Origin of the sequence: Microcoleus sp. AR_TQ3_B6 (genome assembly GCF_036702785.1) — a bacterium.
GTDB lineage: Bacteria > Cyanobacteriota > Cyanobacteriia > Cyanobacteriales > Microcoleaceae > Microcoleus.
Genome location: NZ_JAUBVJ010000069.1, coordinates 1 through 15,983, shown reverse-complemented (window position 1 = coordinate 15,983; position 15,983 = coordinate 1). Strand labels below are relative to the sequence as shown.

13 protein-coding genes are annotated in these 15,983 nt (G+C 46.9%); 8 read left to right on the top strand and 5 right to left on the bottom strand.

Annotated elements, in window-relative coordinates; genetic code table 11:
• Window positions 1-13: 13 nt before the first annotated feature.
• The 3 genes from QUB56_RS26440 (at window position 14) to QUB56_RS26430 (ending at window position 3,556) form a co-directional block, all read left to right on the top strand.
• Window positions 14-226, top strand: coding sequence for a helix-turn-helix transcriptional regulator (locus tag QUB56_RS26440; RefSeq protein WP_332959210.1), 213 nt, complete (start codon window positions 14-16; stop codon window positions 224-226).
• 163 nt (window positions 227-389) lie between these two features.
• Complete coding sequence (locus QUB56_RS26435) at window positions 390-1,031, top strand: hypothetical protein (RefSeq protein WP_332959208.1); 642 nt, start codon at window positions 390-392, stop codon at window positions 1,029-1,031.
• Window positions 1,032-1,135: 104 nt separating this feature from the next.
• On the top strand, window positions 1,136-3,556 hold the full coding sequence (locus QUB56_RS26430; RefSeq protein ID WP_332959207.1) for a tetratricopeptide repeat protein: 2,421 nt from the start codon (window positions 1,136-1,138) through the stop codon (window positions 3,554-3,556).
• 127 nt (window positions 3,557-3,683) lie between these two features.
• Here QUB56_RS26430 and QUB56_RS26425 read toward each other — a convergent pair whose 3' ends face one another.
• The 3 genes from QUB56_RS26425 to QUB56_RS26420 form a co-directional block, all read right to left on the bottom strand.
• Window positions 3,684-4,151: a DUF6887 family protein gene (locus QUB56_RS26425; RefSeq protein WP_332959206.1), complete on the bottom strand. Its 468-nt coding sequence runs from the start codon at window positions 4,149-4,151 to the stop codon at window positions 3,684-3,686.
• Window positions 4,152-4,161: 10 nt separating this feature from the next.
• The gene (locus QUB56_RS37405) at window positions 4,162-4,347 is read right to left on the bottom strand and encodes a DUF6888 family protein (protein WP_445243400.1); all 186 of its coding nucleotides are present in this window, start codon (window positions 4,345-4,347) and stop codon (window positions 4,162-4,164) included.
• A gap of 304 nt (window positions 4,348-4,651) precedes the next feature.
• Entirely contained in the window at window positions 4,652-6,160 is a 1,509-nt protein-coding gene (locus QUB56_RS26420; protein ID WP_332959205.1) for a UbiD family decarboxylase, read from the bottom strand.
• A gap of 78 nt (window positions 6,161-6,238) precedes the next feature.
• Between QUB56_RS26420 and QUB56_RS26415 the strand changes: the two genes are divergently transcribed.
• The 5 genes from QUB56_RS26415 to hppD all read left to right on the top strand — a co-directional run bounded on the left by QUB56_RS26415 (window position 6,239) and on the right by hppD (window position 13,004).
• Window positions 6,239-7,642, top strand: a complete 1,404-nt coding sequence (locus QUB56_RS26415; protein ID WP_332959204.1) for an NYN domain-containing protein — start codon at window positions 6,239-6,241, stop codon at window positions 7,640-7,642.
• Between the two features lie 420 nt (window positions 7,643-8,062).
• Entirely contained in the window at window positions 8,063-9,334 is a 1,272-nt protein-coding gene (locus tag QUB56_RS26410; protein ID WP_332959203.1) for an APC family permease, read from the top strand.
• A gap of 42 nt (window positions 9,335-9,376) precedes the next feature.
• Window positions 9,377-10,786, top strand: a complete 1,410-nt coding sequence (locus QUB56_RS26405) for an NYN domain-containing protein (RefSeq protein ID WP_332959202.1) — start codon at window positions 9,377-9,379, stop codon at window positions 10,784-10,786.
• An 83-nt stretch (window positions 10,787-10,869) separates the two neighbouring features.
• Complete coding sequence (locus QUB56_RS26400) at window positions 10,870-11,577, top strand: SDR family oxidoreductase (protein WP_332959201.1); 708 nt, start codon at window positions 10,870-10,872, stop codon at window positions 11,575-11,577.
• Window positions 11,578-11,942: 365 nt separating this feature from the next.
• A complete protein-coding gene (gene hppD / locus QUB56_RS26395) occupies window positions 11,943-13,004 on the top strand; it encodes a 4-hydroxyphenylpyruvate dioxygenase (RefSeq protein ID WP_332959199.1) in 1,062 nt (353 codons plus the stop codon).
• A gap of 20 nt (window positions 13,005-13,024) precedes the next feature.
• On the opposite strand, the gene QUB56_RS26390 is transcribed toward hppD, so the two are convergent.
• Together QUB56_RS26390 and QUB56_RS26385 are read right to left on the bottom strand one after the other, a co-directional pair.
• On the bottom strand, window positions 13,025-13,558 hold the full coding sequence (locus QUB56_RS26390) for a GNAT family N-acetyltransferase (protein WP_332959197.1): 534 nt from the start codon (window positions 13,556-13,558) through the stop codon (window positions 13,025-13,027).
• The gene (locus tag QUB56_RS26385) at window positions 13,539-15,590 is read right to left on the bottom strand and encodes a diguanylate cyclase domain-containing protein (protein WP_332959196.1); all 2,052 of its coding nucleotides are present in this window, start codon (window positions 15,588-15,590) and stop codon (window positions 13,539-13,541) included. The genes QUB56_RS26390 and QUB56_RS26385 overlap by 20 nt, the downstream gene beginning before the upstream one ends.
• Window positions 15,591-15,983 lie beyond the last annotated feature (393 nt).

The following is a 15,983-nucleotide window of genomic DNA, read 5'->3' as shown; positions in this document are numbered from 1 at the left end:
TGTCAGCGGGAAGATGGGATTAATTCGGTTGCGGGTTCGAGAACTAGCCCAGGAAAAGGGTTGGACGCTCAAAGAAGTCTCTGACAGAACGGGCATTCCCTACAGCACAGTCAAAAATTATGCACAAGCTCCTAAACTGGCAACGGTGGACTATACGGCTTTGCAGAAACTTGCTGCTGTCTTCGATTTGATGATCGAAGATTTGGTTGAGGTTTTGGAACATTGAACTAATTTGTGATTTAGTTTTTGCACTTCTTGCAACAGTCCGTCGGGGGTTGAAACCCCCGCCTCAAAGCTCAAGTCGTCTAAAGACGACTGAAAAGGCGATCGATCTCCGCTTCCATCCTTTTTTTTAAATTTTTAATCAATCCTTTCTTCAGTCCACTTAAGTGGACTTTCGCTTTGAGGCAGGGGTTTCAACCCCTGCCGGAATCGGGCAACAAATGCAAGATATCAGTTCGATCGTATTAATGCGGATATTGGAATTTTCCGGATGTAGACTAGAGTCAGGAGTTGTTCAGTCTGCCGGAGTTATATCAATGCCGATCGATCGTCTGTCTGACATGGAAGAAAACTTGGAATTGCTGCAAGAGCAATTAGTGGGCAAGCAGAAGGCTCTAAATTTAGCACCGCAAGAAGAAAAGATCCGAATTAAACAGCAAATCCGAGAGCTACGCAAGGAGATTCGGGAGCAGGAAGAGGAGAATTGGCAGGTTCTCGCTCGGCAAACGAAAACGGTGGAAATTCCCGAACATGAGGCTGAGATTATTGTTGCCGAGATAGTCGAAGAAGTTGGGCAAATTGAAGTGCAGCGACAGTATCCCGATCAGGTAATTCAGATTTTGCAGGAGATTCGAGACAAGCTAAACCAACCGGGAGCGACAGCGGCCGCAAAACTTAAAGGCGTAATTTCAAGCATTCCACCGTTTGTGGGAATTTCCTACGAGGCTGAATTGGATACAGAGAATTTTTTACAGCGGCATTTCCCAACGTTTCGGAAGTGGGCTAAAGTATTAGCAAAAAAGTCCTAGACCTGGAGCGAAAAACACCTAATCCAGGTTTCACAAGTTTTTACCAACTATACGATATTCCCTCGGAACTCGGTTCAAAAAACTTTGTCGGACGGGATGAGGAAATGCAGGACTTGCACGGATTGTTGCAGGATAGGAGCCGCGTTGCCATTGCCGCTGCGTCGGGAATGGGCGGCATCGGCAAGACAGAATTGGCATGGCAGTATGCAACTTTTCACCGCGACTGCAACACCTATCCAGCAGGGATTTGGTGGCTGTTTGTCCGGGACAACGATTTAGCACGGCAGGTGTTGCAGAAAGCGCTGCGAATGGGAATTGAGCCGCCGGATACTCTCGACAATCTGGAGGAACGGTTGCAGTTTTGCTACGAAGAGTGGGCAAAACAAACCTCTGGCAATGCTCTGCTGGTATTGGATGATGTCAAGGATTACCGAGCGTTGCTGCCGTTGCTCCCGAGAAATCCCCGCTTTAAGGTGTTGCTGACAGCGCGACAATTTGTGCCGCCGCCTGTGGGGTGTTTGCCGTTAAAAGTGTTGAAACCAGAGGCGGCGCTAAACTTGCTGCGGCTGACGGCTGGGGATTTGCCGGGAAACGGGCTGGGACGGATTGATGCCCAGCTTGAAGATGCTCAAGCGCTTTGTCAGTGGTTAGATTATTTGCCTTTGGGCATCGAACTGGTAGGGCGCTATCTACGGAGCAAGCGGGCGCTGTCCTTGGCAGAAATGCTGCAACGGTTGCAGAGTCAGCGATTGGAGGCGCGGGCCTTGCGGGAGGCGGAAGCTGGGATGACGGCTAGGCGCGGAGTGGCGGCAGCTTTTGAGTTGAGTTGGGCGGAGTTGAACCCTCCGGCGCGGACGCTGGGGTGTCTGCTGAGCGTGTTTGCTCAGGCTCCGATTCCTTGGGAGTTGGTAGCCGAGTGTTTGCCGGATTGGGATGAGGAGGATTTGGAAGATTGTCGGGATTACGAACTGCTGGAACAGAGTTTGCTGTCGCTGGTGGAGGATGAAATCTCAGATTCGGCTCAATCGGGGCTGGTGCAGCCACGCTATCAACTTCATGCTTTGATTCGGGAGTTTTTTGCAGTCAAATTGCAGGGACACGCCGATGCTGAGATTTTGCGGAGCAACTTTGCAGTGGTGCTGACAGCGGTGGCGAAGACGATTCCGCAGACTGTGACGCTGGAGGTGCAGGAACGGGTGAAGGAGGCGCTGCCCCATTTGGAAGTGGTGGCGGAGCAATGGTCGCATTTGCTGGAAGATAGTGATGCTACGTGGTCTTCCATAGGCTTAGCGCGGGTTGCCCAGGGACAGAGTTTGTGGGCAGAGGCCCAGAAGTGGTCGAAAGCTTGCCTCCAGATGACAGAGAAACGCTGCGGAGCCGAACATCCCGATACGGCAAGCAGTTTGAACAATCTGGCATTGCTATACCGTGCAATGGGTCGCTACCCAGAGGCGGAACCCTTGTATCTGCGCTCACTCTCTATTGACGAGCAGCAGCTCGGAGCCGACCATCCCGATACGGCAATGAGTTTGAACAATCTGGCAGTGCTGTACTATGCAATGGGTCGCTACCCAGAGGCGGAACCCTTGTATCTGCGCTCACTCTCTATTGACGAGCAGCAGCTCGGAGCCGACCATCCCAATACGGCTGCGACTTTGAACAATCTGGCAGAGCTATACCGTGCGATGGGACGCTACCCGGAGGCGGAACCCTTTTATGTGCGATCGCTCGCCATCAGGGAGCAGCAGCTCGGAGCGGAACATCCCGATACAGCTCTGAGTTTGAACAATCAGGCATTGCTGTACCATGCAATGGGTCGCTACCCGGAGGCGGAACCCTTGTATGTGCGATCGCTTGCGATCAGAGAGCAAAAGCTCGGAGCAGAACATCCCGATACGGCAACGAGTCTGAACAATCTGGCACAACTATACAGTGCAATGGGACGTTACCAGGAGGCGGAACCCTTGTATGTGCGATCGCTCTCGATCTACGAGCAACAGCTCGGAGCCGACCATCCCTATACGGCATTGGGTTTGAACAATCTGGCAGGGCTGTACTATGCAATGGGACGCTACCCGGAAGCAGAACCCTCGTATGTGCGATCGCTCTCGATCTGCGAGCAACAGCTCGGAGCCGACCATCCCGATACGGCTATGAGTTTGAACAATCTGGCAGGGCTGTACTATGCAATGGGACGCTACCCGGAAGCAGAACCCCTGTATGTGCGATCGCTCTCGATCAGGGAGCAAGAGCTCGGAGCTGACCATCCCGATACGGCATTGAGTTTGAACAATCTGGCAGAGCTATACCGTGCAATGGAGCGCTACTCGGAGGCGGAATCGCTTTACCTGGGAGCATTAGAAATCTTGTTTAACCAATTGGGAGAGAATCATCCCAACACCCAAACCGCTTGGAGCAATTTCATTTATTTTCTCTGGGAGGCGATGTCAGCGGGTCAAGACTCGCAACTTTCCCAGCATCCAACAACGCAAGCAAGGCTTCAGCAACTTCGGGAGACGGAGTAGCTGTTGTTTAAACAGGACTTACGCATGGGGCCCAGAAACCGGGTTTTTTCCAGAATACTTCGTTACAGCCCGCACACTCGGCAAAAAACCCGGTTTCTCTGACGAAGCGCATAAGTCCCGATCGCACTCAATTCCATCGCTTATCAAAATCGCCAAAATCCTCAATCCCTTGCTGAATTGCCAAAAGTGCGATCGACCCTGCCAGTTTTGATGAAAACCCGCTAGTTGCTGCTAAAAATTGGGCGATCGCACTTATCAGAGCCTCAATTTCTTTTTCTAAGTTTTCCTGCAACTTCTGTTCCACTTCTAATTCAATTTTTGCTCTAAGTTTTTGCTCAATTTCCAGTTCTAATTTTTGGCGTAATCCATCCTCCTGTGCTTTTTCCCGTTGTTGTTGTTTTTCGCGATCGATTTCAACTCTTTTCTTAATTGCTTCCTCAGCGATGCGAATATTTTCCGCAATTGGCATACCATCTCCAGTCACTAAAGGAGGCATTTCTTGGTATTTCAGACTCGGATGATGAAATAATGCCCGGATAGCTTCCATATCCTCCCGATGTGTTAGCACGTATTTCCTGAGTTCAGGAACGCTCATTTGTTTAAAATTAGGTTTCATCTAAAAAACTCCAGTTGCCTGATGGGAAGACCATAATTTGCAATTCCTCGCTTACGAAAATGTAAACTTCGCGACTTTCTGGGTCAAAACGGAATAGTTGAATATCTCGGTAGTAGCTAGAGAACATCTGGCAAACGCGCAGACAGGCTTGGGCTTGTTCGTGAGTGGGATTAATCCTTCGTTCCTCAATTGTGGCACAAACTTTAGGATATAATATAACTTACGCATAGGAACCCAGAAACCGGGTTTTTTCGAGAATACTTCCTTAGAGTGCAAAGACTCGATAAAAACCCGGTTTCTTTGTCTGAGTGCATAAGTCTCGATCGCACTCGATCGCATTAAAAAGAGGTAAGTTGAGATTTTTCGTTGGGTGGGGGCGGGTTTTTGAGATTGTCTATCTGTGTCATAAATGGTTGGTGAACCCGCCCCTACAGGTCGATCGAGGATGGACGATATCTCAGATTTTACGGTTGATTCCCCTACTTCATCTCATATCCAAACAAATTCGGATCGACTTCTCCCAAATTCAAATCGGCCAAACCGTACTCAGCCCAACGCCTTTTTACCATCGCCGCCACATCCGGATCGGACTCCAAAACTTCCCCCCATTCGTGATCCGTTTCCGGCGGCATCTTCGTAGTCGCATCAATCCCCATTCTGCCTCCCAAACCAATCTTTTCACTGGCAAAATCTAACGTATCAAAAGGCGTATTCGGCAGAATAAATACATCCCGAACCGGATCGACTTTAGAACTAATTGCCCAAACTACTTGACGCGGGTCGCGAATGTTGATACTTTTATCGACAACAATCACAAACTTAGTGTAAGTAAACTGCGGTAATGCACTCCAAAATGCTAAAGCAGCCCGGCGCGCTTGACCGGGATATGCTTTATCAATCGAGATAATTGCCGCTTTATAACTCAGCGCTTCCATCGGTAAGAAAAAATCGACAATTTCCGATACTTGCTGTCGCAAAATAGGCGTATAAATACGGTTAAGCGCGATCGCCATCATTGCTTCTTCTTTCGGCGGCCGCCCGCTAAATGTGGTCAGATAAATCGGGTCTTTGCGGTGCGTCATGCAGTGGAATCGCACCAGCGGCGAATCTTCCACGCCCCCGTAATAACCCATGTGATCGCCGAAGGGCCCGTCGGGCAGAACTTCCCCCGGGGTAATCGTTCCTTCTAACACAATTTCCGAGTCCGCCGGTACTTCCAAATCTACCGTTTTGCACTTCGCCAATTGCACGCCGGAACCGCCGTAAAGTCCCGCAAATAACCATTCCGATAAATCTACAGGAATTGGGGTTGCTGCGGCGAGAATAATCAGGGGGTCAACTCCAAGGGCGATCGCAACTTCCAACTTTTTACCAGCCTGCGCCGCTTTCCGCAAGTGCCGCGCCCCGCCCCGCACCGATAACCAGTGTACAGTCATCGTATTTTTTGACTGCAACTGCAACCGATAAACCCCCACATTCGGCGTGCCCGTTTCGCAATCCTTGGTAATTACCAAACCCAGGGTGATAATTTTGCCCGCATCTCCCGGATAAGGGCGAATCATCGGGATTTTGTTCAAATCCAGCCCTTCTCCCTCAAATACTACTTGCTGACAAGCTGGGAAAAAGTCGCGGCCGGGTTTGGCTTTCACTACGTCGAACAGGACTTTGCCGAATTCTATCGCTTGGGAAATCTTTTTCGGCGGTTTTGGCTGTTGCAGCATTCCCAGTTTTTTGCCGAGCTCTTCTAGTTCGTGAGGCTTTTCCATGTTCATCGCCCAGCAAACGCGCTCTTCCGTACCCAAGAGGTTGATGGCGACGGGGAATTCGGCCCCTTTGACGTTTTCAAACAGCAGTCCAGGACCGCCTTTTTGCAGCATTTGGTTGGAAATTTCGGCAATTTCGAGGTCGGAATCGACTAAGGCGCTAATCCGGCGCAGTTGTCCCCGTTCTTCGAGTAGTTTTAGGAATCCCCGCAAGTCTCTTGCCATTTTTTTTAAGAATTGTTAACGTTCTGTTGTTATTATGAGCCGATCGACCACCCTAAGTTAGGCTACGATCGTCAGTTAATGAAAAATACCCGACGCTCCCCCGATCGATTTCGCAACAGCCGTCGTTCCCCGCGCCGGCAGTTTTATCCGTCCCAAGCTCGCCGCCAACAATTGTTTGAGCCTTTGCCGCCGTCTAACAGTGGCTGCACCGAAAGTGCGATCGCCCCAGAAACAAGCGCAGAGTGCGATCGGGGAATTGCGATTTTATTGCTAGATGCAGAAAACTTGAAACTAGACATTAATACGGAAAAGTTTTTAGCCAGTCTGTGCAGCTATCCCCTGCAAGTTAAGATTGCTTTTGCTAACTGGAAAAACCCCCTAGGGGGCAAGCTAGATGCTGAACTTTACGATCGCGGTTACGAACTAATTCACGTTCCGGGCGGTGCTAATAGTGCTGATGGTAAGATGATTGCTTTTGGCGCTGCTATTTTATATCGATATCGGGATGTGCGACAAGTTTTTGTCTGTTCTTCGGATGGTTTGTTAAATCATCTTTGCAATCAGTTGCAAAATCAGGGATTGACTGTGTTTCGGGTGCGCCGGCAAAATTCGGTTTTGTCTGTTGAAAATCCTCTGACTGGTGATACTCATCACTATTCTTGTGAGAGGGAAATGGAAATCCCTAGTTTTGAAGAATTGGCTAATCAAGTTGCAGAGTTGTTGAAGGCTGAACACAAATCTATTGATGAGCGAATCGCTCGTTTTTCTAGTCTGGCTGAGCTTTTTCAAGAGCGCCGGACTGTTGTTTTCCCTTCTACAACTTCCCCTGCTGCACTGTCGGAGTCAGCACAAAACGAAGTTACCCCGGTGCTTGAAGCATCTTTGGCTACCTTTGCTGTCCATCAAAATGTTGCGGAGCAAAATTTGCCCGAAATAATGCCTGGTCTCAATTCAAATGCTATTGAGTCGCTGGATGTTTTTAAAACTATACTTGTAGAAATAATTGAAGCTGCAAAAATTGAGTTAAAACAGGATGCTATTCCTGTGGTCAAAATCAAGGAATATTTTTTGGTTAAGTATCAATCTCATGCTGATTCTGTTGCGAAAAATTTTTTGGGCAAAAAATCCAGTTTACTCAAATATTTGCAGTCGGAATCTGGGGTTTTTCAAGTAAAATTAATCGGTCAGGAACATCAAGTGGCGCGCGCCCAAAAATCCTCCACTTCAAAAACTCATTCCTCTGCTACCCTGGAAGCATCTCTAGTCAAAATTATCACAGGATTAACTGCTCACTCTCCAGGTAGTTATATCCCGATTAACCAGGTTGCCAGCGAATTTAATAAGTTATACAATCAACCAATTACTAAAAAACTGCAATCGCTGAATTTGGGCAGCAAGGTAATTAATTTTTTGCAGTCATGCCAAACTTTTAAAGTTAAAAAAGATGGTAAGAATTATCAAGTGGCGATCGCACTTCCCTAGCTTTTTTATAAAGGAGACCCTACCTGCGGTGTAAATCGCCCGCCGAACCGTGCGAAATTATCAGCCGCTATATTCCGACAGAATTAAGTCCCTGTCTCACAGTTAAAGTCCTCTTAAGAACACTAGGAAATAGTAATAGTATTTGAATTATATCAAATCCGCCCTTCATCGGAATTATTCATCTCTCTCTTCTCTTCCTCTGCGTTCTGGAGCGTACTCTGTGGTTTAATCATTCCAATGCCACCGGAATTGATATTAGTGTTGACTCAGATTTGGCAACATTCTCAATAAATATTTCAGTCCTCCTAGCTGGGGACTTGATTTTTGAGGCGGCGGTTTAGGCCCCGGCCGGAATCATTGCAAATATTGCTAGATCTAACCTAATATCAGTATGGCACTGAATAGAAAACCGCTATATTTATGTCTTCACCGCTTCTTAAGCGAGAGTTAGGTGTTTTTGGCGCAACTCTCATGGGCCTGGGCTCAATCATCGGTACCGGAGTATTTGTGAGTATCGGCATTGCTGCTGAAGTTGCTGGGCCGGGAGTGATTTTAGCTGTATGTATTGCAGCTTTTGTTGCTGTTTGCAATGGCCTTAACAGCGCTCAATTAGCGGCAAATCATCCAGTTAGCGGCGGTACTTATGAATATGGCTACAAATATCTCAATCCTTGGCTGGGTTTCACTGCCGGCTGGATGTTTCTGTTGGCGAAAACGGCTTCAGCGGCTACTGCTGCTTTAGGTTTTGCGGGGTATTTTTTAAATGCAGTTGGTATAGCCGATCGCACTTACCCGATCCTAACAGCTTTAATCGCCCTCGCCGCCCTCACTTTAATTGTATTGACAGGAATTAGGCGATCGAATATTGCCAATACAGTCACAGTCTCAGTTACACTTCTATCCTTAGCGGTGTTTGTTGCTGTCGGTTTGCCAGAGGTAAGGTGGTCCATGCCCGCGCTACAGAATGATAGCTCGATCGGCTCCATCCTGCAGGCCACCGCCCTGATGTTTGTCGCTTACAGCGGTTACGCCCGCATCACCACAATGAGCGAGGAAGTGCGGGAACCGAGGGAAACCATTCCAAAAGCCATAATTTTAACTTTGGGGCTGACAATGCTGCTTTACGTGGCGGTAGCAATAGTTGTCGCGGGCGCGGGGGAACCAGATAAATTGTCTTTACTTCCAGGCGGCAGGACTGCACCCTTGGAAGTCATCGCCCGCAGTTTCCCAATTCCAGGAGTTTCTCAACTGCTAGCCGTCGGTGCAATTACCGCTATGTTGGGAGTCTTGCTGAACTTAATTTTAGGGCTGTCGCGCGTCTGGCTGGCGATGGGGCGGCGTCGGGATATGCCAAGAGTCTTGGCGCGGCTGAATCCAGAGGGGACAACTCCCTACGTAGCTGTGGTGGTTGTCGAAGTTACGATCGCACTTTTAATCCTCCTCGGCGATGTCAAAACCACTTGGTCCTTCAGTGCTTTTAGTGTTTTGATATACTACGCTATCACCAACCTCGCCGCCCTGCAACTTTCCCCCGCCGAAAGGCTTTATCCGCAGTGGTTGGCTTGGGTGGGTTTGGGGAATTGTCTGTTTCTGGCTTTCTCGGTGGAGAGGGAAATTTGGCTGACAGGATTGGCATTAATAGCCGCCGGTTTAATTTGGCGGGCGATCGTCCGACTCCCGGCGAGAAACTAGAATTGTGATAAATTGAAACAGCATTCCGCATTGTAGAGGGCCATGCCCGATCGAACTTCCGAGCTTGCGACTCAAGAATCTCCCGCATTCAGCGCCATCAGTCGCTATATCGCTCAAACACTAATTACCGTTCAGGAACAGCATCCCGAATGGATAGCTGAAAAATACAGGAACACCCCCTGGGCAAAACCTACTTTTCAGTCAGTTTTGATTGGAAAATTGACAAAAAGTTTCAGAGTAGCCAGCGATACAGATTCCCTGCTGCTGACAGCGAAAAAATACCTACAAATTCTCCTAGTTCCAGAATTCGTTAATTCACCTCAATTCAGCAAATTATGGGCCAAAATTCAGCAGCTAGCCCCATCTCAAACAGCACCAGCTAAATCACAAAACTCAGTTTCCTCAGAACCTCCAACTCCAACAGCCAATCAACCAGCCCCGCTTCCTCTCGGCATTGCTATTTTGCTGTTAGATGTCGAAAACTTGCAACTCACCATCGAAACCGAAAAATTCCTAGAGGGAATTTGCCACTATCCCATCCAAATCAAAGTTGCCTTTGCCAACTGGCGCAGCATGGGCAAGAAAGATGCCGAATTTCACCAGCGCGGCTATCAACTAATTCACGTCCCCCCCGGCAAAGACAGCGCCGACTTAAAAATGGCTACAGTCGGCGCCTCGATTTTCGTACATTATCCCACAGCCAAAGAGATTTTTGTCTGTTCGTCCGATCGAGCTCTCACTCACCTCAGCAACACACTGCAAGCCCACGGATTAACCGTATTTCAAGTCCGCAAACAAATAGATAAAATCATAGTTTTAAACAGCCAAACTGGACAAGTGGAAACCCATTCCCTCGTAACCATACCGGAAATTACACCCGTAGAACAATTAGTTATTCAGCTAAAAGAATTAATCAAAAAAGAGCAACAACGCGCCTCTACTCAGTGGATTGCACTGTCTACAATTTCATCTTTATTTAGACAGAATTACGGTTTAGTCCTAAATCAAGTTGTTGCCCATCATTTCCTCGGCACTAAAACCAGGGATATTTTTCTCAAATATCCCACCGATTTTGTCATTCACAAACCCTCAGAAACTTCTCAAACTTATGTCACTCTTTTTGAAGTCAAACTGTCGCCCCCACCCCCAATACTTAGCCAAGAAAATCTGAATAACCACCAGGCAGCACCTACCAGCTTGACAGATATTAATTCTCTGGAAGACTTGGAAAGAGCTCTTGTCAAAATCGTTGGCGACTTAACCGACAACTCTCCTGAAAATTCTGTATTTCTCTCCAATGTAGGCAGCGAATTTCACAGACAATACGGCAAACAAATTACCCAAATAATTAAAGATTTTAATCTCGGTAGGAAATTTACTAAATTTTTGCAATCCTGCGCTTCTCTCCAGCTAAAAAAAGCAGAAAAAGGCTGGCAAGTTTCCCTCAATTAATTAAAAATTAAAATATATAAGCATCCCCATTACTAGCAACTTGAGTTATCATACAATCTGGACGTAAAGAAATGTAAAGGGATATGCAAGACAAAGTTGTGGTTGTGGTGGGTGCGACTGGCGGCATCGGTTCAGCAGTGGCTCGCAAACTCGCTGATGCGGGTGCGAGGCTAGTGCTCGCCGCCAGAGACAGCAGTAAGTTAGACGCTTTAGCTAGCGAACTTTCAGCAACAGAGGTACTGTGCGTGCCCACAGATATCACCGATTTACCGCAAGTCGAGACGCTAATGCAAAAAGCGGCGGGGCATTTCGGACAAATTGATGCCCTCATAAACGCCGCCGGTGCCGGAATTCTCAAGCAGTGGAACAAGTTAGAACCCGCTGATTTAGATGCAATGCTTGACTTGAACTTAAAAGGCAGTTTTTACACGTCTCAAGCAGCGGCCAATGTGATGAAAGAGCGCAAATCCGGCCACATTTGCAATGTCATCGGGATTTTGGGCAAGCATTCGATGGCGATGGGAACGGCTTATTGCGCTTCAAAGTTTGGGGTAGTTGGTTTCAGCAAGTGCATGGCAGATGAGCTGCGGCGCTACGGCATTAAGTTTACGCTATTCTATTTTGGCGGGGTGGATTCTCCGTTTTGGGATAATGTGAGTTTGAAAGTAGACCGGTCAAAAATGCTGAGTACCGAAACTGCTGCAAATGCGATTATGTTTGCTCTTGCGGCTGACCCGCAAGCTGTGCCGATGGAGATTAATATTCAGCCGGAAAGTCATTTGTTCTTTTAGCGATTGAGGGGTGATTTGAAGGCATTCGGGATTCGGCAGCGTCAGCCCAAAGCCATAAAGATTATGACATCTTTAATTTTGAGAAGTTGCGCGCAACCTATTTATGTAGGGTGCGCCTCGGCAAACCTTACCACTTGACCAAGACCTCGCGGCCAAATCCAAGTTATCGCAGACACCGGGTTTCTTTTAATTGCCGACCTATTTCTGCCTTCAGGGGGAGTTAGGGTATTGAATTTTTACGTTATTATTAAGCGGGCGCACAAAAAACACATGAAAAATATCCATTCCTCAATTCCTCCCTGGCAGTTTCCCACTGAAAATCAGCCGATTCTCCATTTTTCACTTTCCATTTTCAATTATTGATTATGGAGTTCGATCGCATTCACTTTTACGTTGAAAATGCTAAGATATCCCGCGAATGGTTTGTCAGTCGCTTAGGCTTTCAATCAACAGCAGGTTATGCCAACAGCCACACTCGAACTGAAGTTGTCAGCAGCGGTAATGTATGTTTTGTTTTATCTTCGCCCCTAACTTCCGCTAGTCCCGCTGCTAGTTGGTTGAAGTTTCATCCTCCCGGGATTGCCGATGTGGGTTTTCGGGTAAAAAATATCGAATTAGCGGTAGCTAGAGCGGCTGCCGAAGGCGCTAAAATCCTGGAACCGATTCAAGAAGACCTAAACGAAGGAGGCTATTTAAAGCGGGCAAAAATCGGTGGTTGGGGAGATTTAAGCCACACGCTGGTTGAGCGAATTGGCGACCATTCACTGCTCTCGGCTGCGGGTAAGCTGCCGATGTTTACGTTGATTGACCACGTAGTGTTAAATGTGGAATCTGGCGATTTGTCAAGTGCTGTTCGTTGGTATCAAAAAATATTAGGTTTTCAACCGCAGCAAAATTTTGACATTCAGACTGAGAATTCGGCTTTGCGGAGCCAAGTTATGGTACACGCTGAAGGTGGGGTGCAATTCCCGATTAATGAACCGGCATCAGCTAATTCTCAAATTCAAGAGTTTTTGAGTGCAAATCGGGGACCGGGAATTCAGCACATGGCTTTGCAAACTGATAATATTGTGGGGGTTGTTGCCGATTTGCGATCGCGCGGTTTGCCTTTTCTGCCAGTTCCTCCAACCTACTACTCCGAATTGCAGCAGCGGCAAAACTATTTGCCCGCAGATTGGCCAGCAATTGCAGCTTCTGAAGTTTTGGCAGATTGGCAAGAAGATACTCCCGCAGCGATGCTGCTGCAAATCTTTACCCAGCCAATTTTTGCAGAACCGACTTTCTTTTTCGAGATGATTGAGCGCCGAGTTACTTTAGTTAACGGCAAACAGTTGCAAGCTGGAGGTTTTGGGGCGGGGAATTTTCGAGCTTTGTTTGAGGCAATTGAACGGGAACAAATGAAAAGGGGAAGTTTGATCGATGATTGATAAAACTTCCCCTTTTTAGGTCAGGCTGACCTGTCCACGAGCACTGCGATATCCTTCCACCCGTAGGCAATTTCTTTGAGTGCAACTCCTGCTCTGCTTGTCTGTAGTTCCTCCACTTTTTCACCTCCTAAAAATTCATAAAACCTGCAGGCTGGATTGTCTCCCAGTACCCAAACCAGCATTGAATTCAAAGTTAATTCTGCCAATGTTGTGGCAACTGTTCTCACGAGTTGCCTTCCGATTCCTTGACGCTGATATTCTTCCAAAATATAGATAGCAAATAATTCACCTTCATAAACATATTTGCCCGTTCGCTCGCAACCACCCGCAGCAAAACCCACAATTTGTCCCGAGTCATTCTCAGCAACGCAGACAAAATTTTTACTTTTTTCTGCGTTTGCGAGGATTTCTTGCCAATTGCTTTCTCGCTTTTCATAGGATAACTGTGCGAGGTAATCTGCTGGTATGATTTTTCGGTAAGCTGTCCGCCAAGTATCTAGATTAACCCGTGCGATTGCAGGTGCGTCAGCGATTTTAGCTTCTCTCACAATCATCAGAAAATACTCCTTTCGGACCCTGAAATTCTCTTTTCAAGTCTAGGCAAACTATACGATCGCGCCCTTCTAGTTTAGCTCGATACAGCGCTCGGTCGGCGTGTCCAATTAACGCCTCAATCGATAACCCCGCAGCAGGCACAGCATAAGCGATCCCCATACTGAGAGTTACAAACTCACTTACCGTGGAAGTAGCGTGAAGAATTGTCGCAGCTTTCAAATCGCGGCGAATGGATTCAGCTACCTGCATTGCTCCTTTCACATCAGTTCGCGACAAAATTACCGCAAATTCTTCGCCGCCGTAGCGGGCGGCTAAATCTCCCGGCCGCCGAGCGTTGCTAGCTAAAATCTCTGCCACTTGTTTTAAACATTCGTCGCCTCTTTGATGCCCGTAACGATCGTTGTAAAGTTTGAAAAAATCGATATCGCACAAAATTAAAGACAGCGACTCTTGTTCTCGCTCCATCCACTGCCATTCTATCTCCAATTGTTTGTCAAAACAGCGGCGGTTGGGAATTTGAGTCAATCCGTCCACCGAAGCGAGCCGCTGCAATGCCATGTTAGCTACTTCTAATTCTAATTTGGCTTGTTCTAAAGCTAAGTTTTGCCGAGCTAATTCTTCACTTTGCCGTTTTTCTTCTTCGTACAAAAATCGGATTGAAGCTTCAGCTTGTTGCAACTCTTGTTCGGCATATTTGCGCTTGACAAATTCCCCTAATTGAGAACCTACAACACCTATTATCTGAAGTAAATCTTCATCCGGCGGCAGTTCTTCCCGGCAAAAAAAAGTCATTACTCCTACAACTTGGCCCCTAGCGTGAATGGGGAAACCGAATCCACTGCGCAGTCCCGCTTCCTGGGCCAAGCGCGATCGCACGAAATTGCGATCGCCCACAATATCAGTAATCCACTGCGTAGAACCGCTCTTGGAAACCGATCCCGGCAAACCCGCACCTGCAGCCAAAGTAATTTGTTGGCCGTTTTCAGCAAACTTGCTAACTTCCTCCCCTGCCTGCCAAACTGCCACCCGCTGCAAACCAGTAGTTTCCTCGATCAGACAGCAAAGCGGCAGGCACCAAATCGGCTGTTTTTCAGATTTTATTCCCACACAAAATTCAGTTTCTTTATCCCCCTCTCCAGGTATCCAAAGTTCGCCAATATCCCACCCAAAACTTTGGCAAATAGCTTGCAAAATTCTCGGAGTTGCGCTATCTAGAGAATTTGATTCTGACAGGATATGAGTAACAGCATACTGTGCTTCTTGACAATTTTTTATGCGCTGTTGCTTGGTAATGTCTTTGCCGATATAAACAAAATCTTGTATAACCTCGCTATCTGCATACTGGCTTCCTATGCTTATCTCGAAAGTAGAGCATGAAAACGCGACAATCAGCTTTAAACCTATTTTCGTTTCGCAAACTACTTTTACTTGAGGCCAATATTCGCTTTTAAGTGCAGGAGGTAGCTGGCTGGCTTTTCGCAACAATTCCTCCTCAGCGGTAATCAGGGATAGGGATTTGCCGATTAATTCCGACTCGGTATATCCAAATAATTGCTGTGCAGCTTGATTCACTTTTTTGATGTGTCCCGATGTTCCTGTTACTAACAAAACATCGCCTAGGGAATTAATAAGTTTGTCAATATAATCGCCAGTCGCAGCTAAGTAATCGACTTTAATAGTGTTTTCGTTGGCAGCCTGAACCATGCTTTCCTGAGCTGCCATGCTATGTCTCACATCTTCGCATAAAATAATCAATCTGTCAGCATTGGCTTGTCTCTTATAACCAAAGATGTACAAATCTTGATACAAATAAGCTCCGTCTTTAAGAACCTTGGTAATTGATTTTAACGAAGTTTCTTGCTCTTCTTCTTCAAGAATGCCTTCAATAATCCCTTCAATTTCGATTAGTTCAGGACAACTCTCTGGCAGGTATTTCCCTTCCCCTACTTCCTCATGAATGTCGGCAAAATCTTGCACTTTCACCGATATTTCTTTAATCTTAAGTTCCCGAGCGACTGCGAGGTGTTCCATCCTGCGTAAGGATAACAGCTTAGAAAGAAGAATATTAAGACTTCTTGGGCTGCTCTCTACAGTTAATGTTGGAAGTATTTCGTTATTGTAGAGCATCACTCTCAAAGGTTAGCAGATAAAGTTAGTTGTTGTTTTGCTGCTATTTCTCAGGAGAATTTTTATACTGGCGGATGTCACCAACTGTTACCGCTGACTAATTTATTTATGGAAACAGTACACTTTGGATTCTCCAAGCAGTTTTTGGCTGATTAAAAAAAGGGGGCTAAATATTAATTTGACCCACTTGTTTTTTGAGAAAGCGCAGTCAATCGATTTGAGATTTTAGATTTGAGATTTTAGATTGACCCCACGGATAAATGCGGGGGCTTGAGGATTTTCGATTTGAGATTTGGG

What these genes read in the sequence shown, in the direction of transcription:
- hppD (WP_332959199.1), top strand. Translation starts at nt 11,943, where the DNA reads ATGGAGTTCGATCGCATTCACTTTTACGTTGAAAATGCTAAGATATCC.
- QUB56_RS26390 (WP_332959197.1), bottom strand. Translation starts at nt 13,558, where the DNA reads ATGATTGTGAGAGAAGCTAAAATCGCTGACGCACCTGCAATCGCACGG.
- QUB56_RS26410 (WP_332959203.1), top strand. Translation starts at nt 8,063, where the DNA reads ATGTCTTCACCGCTTCTTAAGCGAGAGTTAGGTGTTTTTGGCGCAACT.
- QUB56_RS26420 (WP_332959205.1), bottom strand. Translation starts at nt 6,160, where the DNA reads ATGGCAAGAGACTTGCGGGGATTCCTAAAACTACTCGAAGAACGGGGA.
- QUB56_RS26425 (WP_332959206.1), bottom strand. Translation starts at nt 4,151, where the DNA reads ATGAGCGTTCCTGAACTCAGGAAATACGTGCTAACACATCGGGAGGAT.
- QUB56_RS26430 (WP_332959207.1), top strand. Translation starts at nt 1,136, where the DNA reads ATGCAGGACTTGCACGGATTGTTGCAGGATAGGAGCCGCGTTGCCATT.
- QUB56_RS26415 (WP_332959204.1), top strand. Translation starts at nt 6,239, where the DNA reads ATGAAAAATACCCGACGCTCCCCCGATCGATTTCGCAACAGCCGTCGT.
- QUB56_RS26385 (WP_332959196.1), bottom strand. Translation starts at nt 15,590, where the DNA reads ATGGAACACCTCGCAGTCGCTCGGGAACTTAAGATTAAAGAAATATCG.
- QUB56_RS26405 (WP_332959202.1), top strand. Translation starts at nt 9,377, where the DNA reads ATGCCCGATCGAACTTCCGAGCTTGCGACTCAAGAATCTCCCGCATTC.
- QUB56_RS26400 (WP_332959201.1), top strand. Translation starts at nt 10,870, where the DNA reads ATGCAAGACAAAGTTGTGGTTGTGGTGGGTGCGACTGGCGGCATCGGT.
- QUB56_RS26440 (WP_332959210.1), top strand. Translation starts at nt 14, where the DNA reads ATGGGATTAATTCGGTTGCGGGTTCGAGAACTAGCCCAGGAAAAGGGT.